The organism is Pseudomonas machongensis, from assembly GCF_034961125.1.
GTDB classification, from domain to species: domain Bacteria; phylum Pseudomonadota; class Gammaproteobacteria; order Pseudomonadales; family Pseudomonadaceae; genus Aquipseudomonas; species Aquipseudomonas machongensis.
In genome coordinates this window covers 1-10,482 of the sequence record NZ_JAYFUI010000123.1, presented here as the reverse complement: position 1 = coordinate 10,482, position 10,482 = coordinate 1, and the positions used below count along the sequence as shown (strand labels likewise).

The 10,482-nt window shown below is 61.9% G+C and carries 12 protein-coding genes and 2 tRNA genes; 9 read left to right on the top strand and 5 right to left on the bottom strand.

Annotated elements, in window-relative coordinates; all coding sequences use genetic code 11:
* Positions 1-251: 251 nt before the first annotated feature.
* From VA602_RS13020 to VA602_RS12980, 9 genes are all read left to right on the top strand, one after another.
* Entirely contained in the window at positions 252-962 is a 711-nt protein-coding gene (locus VA602_RS13020; RefSeq protein ID WP_063546400.1) for an autoinducer binding domain-containing protein, read from the top strand.
* Between the two features lie 112 nt (positions 963-1,074).
* The gene (locus VA602_RS13015; RefSeq protein WP_323453394.1) at positions 1,075-1,695 is read left to right on the top strand and encodes an acyl-homoserine-lactone synthase; all 621 of its coding nucleotides are present in this window, start codon (positions 1,075-1,077) and stop codon (positions 1,693-1,695) included.
* 48 nt (positions 1,696-1,743) lie between these two features.
* Positions 1,744-2,340 (top strand): NAD(P)H-dependent oxidoreductase, encoded by a 597-nt coding sequence (locus VA602_RS13010; RefSeq protein WP_054893190.1) that lies wholly within the window; start codon positions 1,744-1,746, stop codon positions 2,338-2,340.
* Between the two features lie 16 nt (positions 2,341-2,356).
* A complete protein-coding gene (locus VA602_RS13005) occupies positions 2,357-2,878 on the top strand; it encodes a DUF2867 domain-containing protein (protein ID WP_323453395.1) in 522 nt (173 codons plus the stop codon).
* A 9-nt stretch (positions 2,879-2,887) separates the two neighbouring features.
* A complete protein-coding gene (locus VA602_RS13000; RefSeq protein ID WP_153774206.1) occupies positions 2,888-4,102 on the top strand; it encodes an AfsA-related hotdog domain-containing protein in 1,215 nt (404 codons plus the stop codon).
* 5 nt (positions 4,103-4,107) lie between these two features.
* Complete coding sequence (locus VA602_RS12995; protein WP_063546395.1) at positions 4,108-5,247, top strand: NADH:flavin oxidoreductase; 1,140 nt, start codon at positions 4,108-4,110, stop codon at positions 5,245-5,247.
* A gap of 11 nt (positions 5,248-5,258) precedes the next feature.
* Positions 5,259-6,032 carry an SDR family NAD(P)-dependent oxidoreductase gene (locus tag VA602_RS12990; protein ID WP_054893193.1) on the top strand — a complete coding sequence of 258 codons (774 nt, stop codon included), beginning with the start codon at positions 5,259-5,261 and terminating at the stop codon, positions 6,030-6,032.
* Positions 6,001-6,783 (top strand): SDR family NAD(P)-dependent oxidoreductase, encoded by a 783-nt coding sequence (locus tag VA602_RS12985; protein ID WP_153774203.1) that lies wholly within the window; start codon positions 6,001-6,003, stop codon positions 6,781-6,783. The genes VA602_RS12990 and VA602_RS12985 overlap by 32 nt, the downstream gene beginning before the upstream one ends.
* Positions 6,780-7,211, top strand: coding sequence for a hypothetical protein (locus tag VA602_RS12980; RefSeq protein WP_065863774.1), 432 nt, complete (start codon positions 6,780-6,782; stop codon positions 7,209-7,211). The genes VA602_RS12985 and VA602_RS12980 overlap by 4 nt, the downstream gene beginning before the upstream one ends.
* A gap of 38 nt (positions 7,212-7,249) precedes the next feature.
* Here VA602_RS12980 and VA602_RS12975 read toward each other — a convergent pair whose 3' ends face one another.
* The 5 genes from VA602_RS12975 to VA602_RS12955 all read right to left on the bottom strand — a co-directional run.
* Positions 7,250-8,815, bottom strand: coding sequence for an ABC transporter permease (locus tag VA602_RS12975; protein ID WP_054893196.1), 1,566 nt, complete (start codon positions 8,813-8,815; stop codon positions 7,250-7,252).
* Positions 8,815-9,828 carry an extracellular solute-binding protein gene (locus VA602_RS12970; protein WP_197891934.1) on the bottom strand — a complete coding sequence of 338 codons (1,014 nt, stop codon included), beginning with the start codon at positions 9,826-9,828 and terminating at the stop codon, positions 8,815-8,817. Before VA602_RS12970 ends, VA602_RS12975 begins: the two co-directional genes overlap by 1 nt.
* Positions 9,829-9,996: 168 nt before the next feature.
* A tRNA-Leu gene (locus VA602_RS12965) sits at positions 9,997-10,083 on the bottom strand.
* Between the two features lie 81 nt (positions 10,084-10,164).
* Positions 10,165-10,251, bottom strand: a tRNA-Leu gene (locus tag VA602_RS12960).
* A 49-nt stretch (positions 10,252-10,300) separates the two neighbouring features.
* Positions 10,301-10,482: hypothetical protein (locus tag VA602_RS12955; RefSeq protein ID WP_323453393.1), on the bottom strand; the 182-nt coding region annotated here is incomplete at its 5' end.

Below are 10,482 nucleotides of genomic sequence, written 5' to 3'. Positions count from 1 at the left end.
GTCAATCCAGATAGGCAGGAGATATCGGTGAATCGCCCGGGGGCGCCAGCATTTTTTGTAACGCTGTGCTTGTATCGTCAGCGCCAAGGTGCCGAACCGACCAGGCCGGCCACGGGATAAATACCGCGCGGTAGTATTCGTTAACGTTGTGGCGAATTGATATCGCTCAATGTCCGGCTGTTGCAGCTCCGCTAGGCTCGCACCTTCAGGGGGCGGCTGCAGCAGCTTCACATTCATGGAGAGAATAATAAATGCAATGGATGGGCGACATGCTGGCGGCGGTTTATGACGCGCGCGATACGCAAACGTTGTTGGAAGAGGTCAAGGCAGCCGCGCGCCGTCTGGGCTTCGATTACTGTGCTTATGGCCTGCGCACGCCGCTGCCTGTCACCAAGCCGCGGATCGTCATGCTCAGCAACTACAGCCGGTCATGGTGTGATCATTACCATGCCAATGGGTACCTGCTCCTTGACCCGACGGTCCGCCACTGTCAGCGCTCGATGCAGCCAGTGGTCTGGGGCGACGAAATATTCGCCGACGCTCCGCAGTTGTGGGATGAGGCACGGCAGGCCGGTCTTCGCCACGGTTGGGCGCAATCGTGTCTGGAGGGGAGCAAGGGCGGGGGGATGCTGACCTTGGCGCGCTCTGGCGAAGGGATCGGCGCATGTGAGTTGCGTGCCCATGAGACGCGGATGCGCTGGCTGGCGAATGTCGCCCACCAAGGCTTCTCGCGGCTGCTCTCGGACTCCTGGCAACCGCAGCCGCAGTCCCCGCTCTCCGAACGCGAGCGCGAAGTGCTGCGTTGGGCTGCCGATGGCAAGACGCTCAACGAGGTTGCCGACATCCTCACCTTGTCGATTGAAACGGTGAAATTCCACACCCGCAATGCCGGCGCCAAACTGGGCGCTGCAAATCGTACGGCAGCGGTAGCGCGGGCGGCGCTTCTGGGGTTGCTGGCCTAGCGCGAACGCCCTGCGCTTATGTGCAGAAGTACCCTGCCAAATAGTGCAGTTTTGCTATCACCCTACTTCGAGTCGAATACGCGTCCTTTCCACATTGGCCGGAGGACGCGAGATGGAAATCGTCGTTGGAACACAGCAGGAGCTGGGGCAGGCGCGCTTGCTGCAGATGGACCGTTATCGTTATCGGGTATTCGTCGACACCCTGGGGTGGGAGCTAGCGTGTGATCCAGGTCGCGAGCGTGATCAGTTCGACCATGACGAGACGCTCTATGTGCTTGCCTTCAATGATCAGGAGCAGGTCATAGGCACGGCGCGCGTGCTGCCAACCAACCAACGCTACCTGCTTGCAGAGGTATTCCCGCAGTTGATGGGCGATCAGACACTGCCATGTGATTCGCGGATCTGGGAGCTGTCGCGTTTCTCCGCCATGGATTTTGGTCTGGCCGGGCGGACCTCTGGCGGCCAATTTTCTTCCGTCGTCGCCACGCAGTTGCTGGATGCCGTGTTGCGCTGTGCGGCCGCTCGGGGCGTGCGGCAGTTGATCACCGTGTCGCCACTCGGCATCGAGCGATTGCTGCGCCGTGCAGGCTATCGCGCCCGTCGAGCCGCGGCGCCGGTGCGCGTGGGCGACCATTGGCTATTCGCTTGCTGGATCGACGTCCCGACCCAGGCCTGCACAATTGGGGAGGTTACAGATGCCGCGGACTATCGTTCAATCCACCGCGCCGCATGACCCCCCCCTGGCTGCGGCCTGGACACCATCACTTGAAAGGACTTCTCCATGGATAACATTCTGGTCGTAATCGGTCATCCTGACTTGAGCAGCTCGCGGGCCAATGCCGCCATCGTCGAAGCCCTGCAAGGTAGCAATGTCACGCTGCACCCTCTGTCGGCCGCACTGGGCAGCAATGGCTTCGACATTGCCGCCGAGCAGAAGCTGCTGTGTGCCCACGAACGCATCGTGCTGCTGTTCCCGCTGTACTGGTACTCGTGCCCGGCGTTGATGAAGCGCTGGATCGACGATGTCTTCACGCCCGGTTTTGCCTATGCGCGCGGTGGTGACAAGCTGCAGGACAAGGAGTTTCTGATCGTCACCACCGTCGGGGCGCCAGCGTCCGGCTACCGTGCGGGCGGGTTCAACCGTTTCACGCTGGATGAGCTTCTGCGACCGCTGCAGCAGACCGTCGCCTACGTGAAAGGTCATTACCTGCCGCCGATCCCGTTGTTCGAGTCGGTGTTCATCGCCGATGAGCCGCTGGACGAGTCGGCGCGTGAAATCGCGGGCTTGATCACCAGCCGCCAGGAGTCGCCCGACGAGGCCTACGAGAAGCTGCTGCTCAAGGCCGAATTGGCTGCCATCGCCCTGCTCCAGCAATGACAGGGGCATGCAGATGATGCCCGCGGCCCTGATTTGCGCCCCCAAGGATGTTCGCCTGGTCGCCGAGCTTGCGCAGCTGGATTTCCTGCACTGCGCTGCGGTGCGCATCGGCGGGCGCGTCACGGCCCTGCAGGCATACTGCGCGATGACTGCGCATATCCCGGCGTGGCTCTCTGCGGCTTTTCGCCTTCGTGACTTCGTTTCCCGCCGGTTCCGTGTGGCCGACATCCATGGTTTCACACCCCGAACGGCCGAGCGGGAACCTGCGGTGGGCGAGCGCCTCGACTTCTTCACGGTGGAGGCGATCGATGCGCATCGGCTGGTGCTCACTTCGCGCGATACGCACTTGGCGGTCATGGTCTGCCTCGATCTCACGCCCGCAGGCGAGGGCGTGCAGCGCTTGAGCGTGACGACCTCCGTCCAGCGGTACAACGCCTTCGGAAGGCTTTACATGATCCCGGTCGGCCCTGCTCACGGCCCCATCGTCAAGCGCATGCTGAAGAACGCTGTGCTCGCCTTCCCCGTCGAACCCTATTAGGTAATCAACATGGAACGTCAGTTACCCCTGACTCCACAGGTCTTGCACAAAGGGACTGTGGACGACGTACTGCTCTGCGGATTTCAGGATCTTCTGCCGGCTCGTCTGACCGTCGAAGAGACCAACTTCCTGCTCGAACATCTCGATGAGCGCGGGTGTGCTGCGTTGGGCGTCCTGTATCGCGACGACGCTCAAGGTGGCCGGGTGCTTGCCAGCATTCCCACCACACTCGGGCAGGAAGATTTCGACTCCCTCGACAGTTTCGAAATGAATGCCCAGGCCTACTATGCCTTGCACGAGGGGGGCTACCGACTGTCCGCTGCGTGGCTACCGCGTCAGGTCGAGTGCTACCTGCAGAGGCGTTTCGGGTTGCCGGCAGCAGATCCGGCGTTGGTCACTCAATTGGCCGACACGCTGCACGCGCTGCCGGGTTGGACACGTGCCAACCTGTCGTCGTACGGCCTGATGAACGACACCAACAACTACTTTTTCTACAACAAGCCCCATGAGCACGTGCCTGGCCTGATGCTGATCGAAGTGGCTCGTCAGGCGATGTACCACTATTTCTATAGCCATTCGGGTTACCGGCGCGGTGAAATCTCGATCTCGATCGAAGACTTGTCCGTCTCCTTCAATAACTACACCGAGTCCACCTATGCGGTGGAGGTTGTGGTCCAGCACAGCGCTGGCGAGAAGCGCGCCCTGCCCCGGACGGTGGACAAGACCGCGATGTTCTTCCAGAACGGTAATCTGGTCACCACGCTGCGCCTGCGTGGCAGTGCGATCAAGATGCCGCTGTTCAAGCGCATGCGCACGGTCAACTTTCCGGAGAGCCACTGGTTCGCCCCTTCCAACCGCGTGTTGCCGCAGGTTTTGTTGCACACGGCGCGCGGCACGGCAGTCGAGGGGTTGCTCGAGCATGTTTCACTGCGGGCGGTGAGGTTTCGCATGGAGGAAAACGCGCAGGCCCATGAGGTGGTGCAACTGTCCATCTATGTGCGGGACATGGGTTTTCTGAGCTTTCCGATCGTCGAGTGCCGACCTTCACAACAGGCCGCGGTGCAACTGGCCGTATTCGCCAAGCTTGATCGCGCCACGCTGTCGACGCTCAAGGAAGTCATCAAGTGCCACTGCTTCCACGAGCCCTTGCAGGAGCTGTCGGTGGCTGCCCTGGCAAGCAATGATGCCCAGGGCGCGCCTTGCAATGATCGGCAGAGCGGGTAACCGGCGTGGCCTCGGGATACCCGCTGACGCGCCAGTCCATCACCCTCGGACGACACCTGAACCTGAAGAATCGTGTGTACTTCGCACCCATGGGTATCGATCTGGGTCGTGAAGGTTGCCTGACGCCGCAGATGCTGACCTTCTACAAGGGCATCATCGATGGAGGCTGCGCCATGGTGGTATTGGCCAACTCCGCAGTCGATGCATCCACACGGCTGCACGAGGGAGGGTTGTGCCTGTACGAGCAGCGTCACGTCCACCACTTGGCGCCGCTGATCGACTACGGGCGGGAAAATGCCTGCCCCGTGGTCGTGCAATTGCAGCACTACGGCAGCCAGGGCGATCTGGCTCGCAGTGGCGGAGTTCTACTGGCGCCCAGCCGGGCAGTGGGTAGTCGAAGTCGTCGCGGCACGAGGGTCATGACTCACGAGGATGCCCGCAGCGTCTGTGCCCAGTTCGCCCATGCAGCACGTCTGGCGCAGCAAGCCGGCGCCCGCATGGTGCAATTGCAGGCCTCCAATGGCTACCTGTTGAGCAGCTTTCTCTCGCCCTACAGCAACCGGCGAACGGATCGCTACGGCGGCTCGCCATTGCGCCGGGCCCGCCTGCTGCTGGAGGTCATGGACGCGATCGTGGAGGCAACCCAGGGCGGCATCGACATTTCCGTGCGTCTGGGGATCGATGATTGCCTGGGTGACAAGGGGCAGCAACCGGCCCTGCTCGAACAGGTGGTGCCTGCGCTGGAGCGTGCAGGTGTTGCGGCCTTGATGTGTTCGGCGGCAATCAAGGAAACGTTCCATTACATGCTGCGCGCCGATCCGCGTGTGCACGCCATGCTGGTGCATGGCGTGAAGCACATCCGCGAACTCACGTCGCTCCCGGTCGGCTTTGCCGGCTTCACTGGCTCGCTGGCCCAGGCCGAAGCCTTGCTCGAGCTGGGCGTCACTGACCTGGTGGGCATGAGTCGTGCCCTGTTCGCTGACAACGACCTGGTGAACAAGTCGTTGCAGGGCAAGCCGGGAAGTGTTCATGCCTGTCGATTCGAGGGCAACTGTTTCCGTGACAAGAGCAATCCCCAGCTGGATCGCGTGTACTGCTGCGTCAATGACCGGTACAAGCGGCCAGCCTCTATTCGATATGACTAAGGAGAGTCCAGATGCAGTTTCAGGGAAAGACCATCGTTGTCACCGGTGGCAGCAGTGGTATCGGCCTGAGCATTGCCCGGCGGCTGAGCGAGGAGGGGGCGCGCGTCGTTGTGCTTGGGCGCAGCCTGGAGAAGGGGCGTTCGGCGCTTGAGCAACTGGGCGCGCAGGCCAGTTTCATTCCGTGCGATGTAGCTGAGCCTGGCGCGGTGCGCGATGCCTTCGCCGAGATCGAGGCGCGTTTCGGCGGACTCGACCATGCCGTCAATGCCGCGGGTATCACAGCACCGTATGCGCAGGTCGCCGACCTTCAGGTACAGGACTGGGAGCGGGTCGTGCGTATCAATCTGAGCGGCCCGTTGTATTGCCTGCAACATGAGTTGCGGTTGATCGCCAGGAAGGCAGGCGGCTCGATCGTCAATCTGTCCTCCTGCGCGGGGGTGATGGCCATGCCCAACCAGGCTGCTTATGTGGCGAGCAAGGCAGGGCTCAACGCCCTGACCCAAGTGGTGGCGATGGAGAATGCCTGCGACCGCGATGGGCGCCATGCAGTGCGTGTCAATGCGGTAGCGCCAGGGCCGATTCTTGGCGGGATGAACTCTCCGGAGCGGCTGGCGGCCAATCCTGCGGGCACCGAGCGCAAGATCAACGCTACGGTCATGAAGCGCTTCGGCGAGGCAGGCGAGGTGGCTGCTGCAGTGTTGTTCCTGCTTGGCGACGGCGCCAGCTACATGACTGGCAGCGTGTTGAGCGTCGATGGCGGCTATCACATCGGCAAATTCGAGTGAGGCACTGATGGCTCACATATTCATTACGGGCGTCAGTTCGGGTATCGGGCTGGCACTGGCCAGGTTACACCTGGAGCGGGGCGATGAGGTCTGGGGTATTTCGCGACGGGTACCAACGGCGCTGCTGGAGCATCCACGCATGCACTTCCGGGCGCTGGATCTTTGTGCGGGCGAGGCTGTCCAGCCTGTTCTGCAGGCCTTCATCGGTGAGACGACATTCGAAACGGCCTACCTTAATGCCGGAACATTCGGCAGCGCGCCGGAGCTTGCGAGCAATACGCCAGTGGAGTCCTTCCGCTCGGTGCTGGAGCTCAACCTGGTGGCGGTGAAATGGGTGCTTGACCTGCTGCTGTGCCGACAGGCCAAGGTTAGCCAGGTGGTGTTTTCGGCCTCGGTTTCAGGCATTCGTCAGCGCGCAGGCATGCTTTCCTACAGTGTCTCCAAGGCCGCCCTCAACGCCCTGGCCAAGGTCTACCAGCTGGAGAATCCGCAGGTGTTCTTTGCGGTGCTGGGGTTATGCAATGTCGCCACCACCGTGGCGCAAACCATCCTGCAGGCTGACGAGCGCTTTCCCGAACTGGTGGCCTTGCGAGAGCGCTCGACGCAACCGGGGTACATCGTCAGTGCGCAACAACGCGCCGCGCAAATCGTCGAACTGCTTGGTCGACGTCACGCGATCGCGCTGCAATCAGGACAATTCTACGAAGTCAGAGAGCTTCTCGAACGCATGCACATGGAGGTTTGCCAATGAATCAATCCCGTTACGCCAACATCGTCCGCATCGGCGCGATCTATGACATCGTCGCCACCCTGCCATTTGCCGTTCCACTGCTGAGTGCCTGGGCATTCCAGCTTTTTGCCGGGCTCGATGCCTGGCTTGGCCTGGGTACGTCCTTCAGTGTGCTCGACCCAACCTCGATGTTCTTCATCAATCTAGGCGCCCTGGCTTATGTCATCTGGGGTGTGGCGCGCCTGCGCGAACCTTCGGTGGCCAATGGTCGGCTCGATGCGCTGTTGCGTCTGTTGGTCGTCGGTCTGCAGATGGTGGCTCTGAGCCAGGGAGCGACGCCGATCCTTTGGGGGCTGGCGGTGGTTCTTTCGGTTTTCGCGGTATTGCAGTTGCGCAGACCGAACCATGCCGTCAGTGCCGGACCGGAAAAACGCGCGCTGGGCTATTGAATGGCTGGGCCCGGGCTGCCTGCGCCCGGGCCTCGATGCTACGCCTTGTTCAGGTACATCCGTGTCGTCAGCAGGTATACCGGCAATCCCGATACCAGGATCAGCAGCGCCGCGTAGGGTGCGGCGGCCGCGAACTCGACATTGGCAGTGTGCGCCCAGACTTCCGTGGCCAGGGTAGTCATGCCGGTCGGGCTGAGCAGCAAGGTCGCGGTCAGCTCCTTCATGGCATCCAGGAACACCAGGGCGAAGGCCGCAGCCAGGGCCGGGAAGATGATCGGTAGCGTGACCCGGCAGAATGCCGCGAAGCTGCTGGCGCCCAGGGTGCGGGCGGCTTCCTCGAGCGTTGGCGAGGCCTTGTTCAGCGCTGTGCGCACTGGCGCCTGGGCCAGCGGCAGGAAGAGCAGGGCGTAGGCCAGGATCAGCAGCGCAGTGGTCTGGTAGAGTGCTGGCACGTAGTGCAGGGCGAAGAACACCAGGGTCAGAGCGATCACCAGGCCGGGAAGCGCATGCAGCAGGTAGGGCAGGCGTTCGGCCCAGATCGCCAGGCGGCCCTTATAGCGCACCACCAGGAAGCTGATCGGCAATGCCAGCACTACGCAGAAGCCAGCACCGCCCAGCGATACCGACAGGGAGGTCAGCAAGGCCTTGCCGATCGCCGCCGCCGGGAAGGCTGCCGACGAGCCGACACTCAGCCAATAGCCAAGCATGGCCAGCGGAATGCCGCTGCCCAGCACCGCCAGCCCGAGACAGAACAGCTGTGCTGGCAGGCTCCAGCCTTTGAGCCGCAAGGGCTGTGCCCGACGCGCCACGCCCTGGCCGATGCGCACGTGGCGGGCCTTGCCGCGCACGCGCAGTTCCAGCCAGAGCATCACCAGGCACAGTGCGAGCAGCACAGCCGAGAGCATTGCGGCGTTGGCGTTGCTGAACTCCAGTTCGAACTGCTGGTAGATCGCGGTGGTGAAGGTCTGCAGGCCGAGGATCGACAGTGCGCCGAACTCCACCAGCATGTGCAGGGCGATCAGCAGCGCGCCGCCGAGCATGGCGGGCCACAGCAGTGGCAGGGTGACCTTGAGGAACACGCCCCAGCGGCTGCAACCGAGGGTGCGCGCCGACTCCTCCAGCGAGGTGTCGAGGTTGCGCAAGGTTGCCGCCACCGGCAGGAACACCAGCGGATACTTCGACAGCGCCATGACCAGGATCGCCCCGCCGAGCCCTTCGAAGTCCGAGCTCAGCGACACCCAGGTAAAGCTGCTGACGAACGAAGGTACGGCAAACGGCAGGCACAGCACCACGCCCCACAGGCGGCGCCCGCGCAGGTCGCTGCGTTCGAGCAGCCAGGCCAGCGCCAGGCCGACCACCATGCACACCAGGGTGACCCCCACCATCAGCAGCAAGGTGTTGCGCAGCAACCCCCACACGAACGGGCGCCAGAGCAGGCGCAGGGCTTCATGCAAGCCGGCTTCCCAGGCCTTGATGGCGACATACAGCAGTGGCAGCAGGCTCATCGCCACCAGGAACAGCACAGGCAGCACCACCCACACGGAGGGGCGCTTGCGGCGTGGCACGAAGCGTACCAGGGCCGGATCGGGCGCGGCGGCAGTCATCAGAGCAGACCGACCTCACGTTCGAGCTCGATGGCTTCTTCGGCATTGCCAAGGTCGGCCGGGCTGATCTTCGGTGGACGCAGCTCTTCGAACGGCTTCAGGCCGCGGTCGGAGACCATGCCTTTGTGCAGGGGATATTCGGCGGTGGTCTGGGTGATCACGCGCTGGCCTTCTTCGCTGGCCATCCAGTTGAGCAGTGCCTGGGCTTCCTTGGGATGCTTGCTGGCCTTGACGGCCGCAGCGCCGGAGATCGTCACCAGGTTGCCGGCGTCACCGTCGGCCAGGTAGTAGAGCTTGGAGTCGAGCTTGCCGCGCTCGCGCTCCAGGGCGTACCAGTAATAGTTGTTCACCAGCACGGCAGCGACTTCGCCTTTTTCCACTGCTTTCAGTGCAACCATGTTGTTGGTGTAGGTCTTGCCGAACGCTTTCAGGCCGGTCAGCCATTCTTCAGTGGCTTCGCGGCCGTGCATCTTGAGGATGGCGACGGCCTGCTCCTGGAAGGCGCCACTGGTCGGCACGTAACCGACGCGGCCATCCCACTCGGGATCGGCAAAGTCCATCACGGTGGTGGGGAGGTCTTTCTCGTCGATCTTCTTCGGGTTGTAGACCACCACGCGGGTGCGCGCGGTCACGCCCATCCAGGTGCCGTTGGCGCCCACGTATTCCTTGGGCAGCATGTCCAGCGTGGCGTCGTCGATCTTCGCCAGCAGGCCCAGTTCGCCCAGGTTGTTCAGTGGCGGGGATTCTTCGGTGTAGATGATGTCGGCGGGCGAGCGCGCGCCTTCCTCGATGATCTGGCTGGCCAGCTGATTGCTGCTGCCCTTGCGGATATTGATGTGGATACCGGTCTTGGCCTCGTAGGCCTTGGCGATGGCTTCGCCGATTTCCTTGTGCTGGCCGTTGTACATGGTCAGCGTGACCGGTTCGTCTGCCAGGGCGGCCGGCGCGCCAATCACCAGGCCCAGGACAGCGGCGGCCAGGGTGCGCATCAGCAGTTTCGGGCGGATCGTCATGCGGGTACTTCCTCGCTTACGGCTACATATTTCGAAACAATGGTAAACGAAATCGTTTCTCATGTGGCCGTATGAAGGCAAATAGTCGAGGGGAGGCGGATGCGGGGCAGCGGGGGGCAAAAAACGCAGGCAAGAAAAAACCCACTAGCAAGCTAGTGGGTTTTTATATGGTGCCCAGGAGAAGACTCGAACTTCCACGACCGTTAAGTCACTGATACCTGAAACCAGCGCGTCTACCAATTCCGCCACCTGGGCAAAGCTTTTACATCTACTGCATGAAACTTGAATCGTGTTGCTGAATGACAGAAAAACCTGCTATCTATCACTCGAAATATTTGGTGCCCAGGAGAAGACTCGAACTTCCACGACCGTTAAGTCACTGATACCTGAAACCAGCGCGTCTACCAATTCCGCCACCTGGGCACACATTTTGTCGAGGTCACATGATGCTTTACATCAGGTTTCATCTCAACTACAACGTCGGCTGTCCGTCGTTGTGGTGCGCACTATACGGATGCCCCTGAGGGCTGTAAAGCCCCGGATCGAAAAAAATTTCAAAAAATTCAAGTTGTTGATTCCAGTGACCTAATGCCGCTGCCGGGGTGCCCCGCAGGGGCTGTCCAAGGCAAAGATTTCCGGTTTCAATACGCCTAT

Bases quoted from the DNA above. Each gene is read 5' to 3' on its own strand.
- VA602_RS12975 (WP_054893196.1), bottom strand. From the start codon at position 8,815: ATGACTGCCGCCGCGCCCGATCCGGCCCTGGTACGCTTCGTGCCACGC.
- VA602_RS12980 (WP_065863774.1), top strand. From the start codon at position 6,780: ATGAATCAATCCCGTTACGCCAACATCGTCCGCATCGGCGCGATCTAT.
- VA602_RS13015 (WP_323453394.1), top strand. From the start codon at position 1,075: ATGGAAATCGTCGTTGGAACACAGCAGGAGCTGGGGCAGGCGCGCTTG.
- VA602_RS13020 (WP_063546400.1), top strand. From the start codon at position 252: ATGCAATGGATGGGCGACATGCTGGCGGCGGTTTATGACGCGCGCGAT.
- VA602_RS12990 (WP_054893193.1), top strand. From the start codon at position 5,259: ATGCAGTTTCAGGGAAAGACCATCGTTGTCACCGGTGGCAGCAGTGGT.
- VA602_RS13005 (WP_323453395.1), top strand. From the start codon at position 2,357: ATGCCCGCGGCCCTGATTTGCGCCCCCAAGGATGTTCGCCTGGTCGCC.
- VA602_RS13000 (WP_153774206.1), top strand. From the start codon at position 2,888: ATGGAACGTCAGTTACCCCTGACTCCACAGGTCTTGCACAAAGGGACT.
- VA602_RS13010 (WP_054893190.1), top strand. From the start codon at position 1,744: ATGGATAACATTCTGGTCGTAATCGGTCATCCTGACTTGAGCAGCTCG.
- VA602_RS12970 (WP_197891934.1), bottom strand. From the start codon at position 9,828: ATGACGATCCGCCCGAAACTGCTGATGCGCACCCTGGCCGCCGCTGTC.
- VA602_RS12985 (WP_153774203.1), top strand. From the start codon at position 6,001: ATGGCGGCTATCACATCGGCAAATTCGAGTGAGGCACTGATGGCTCAC.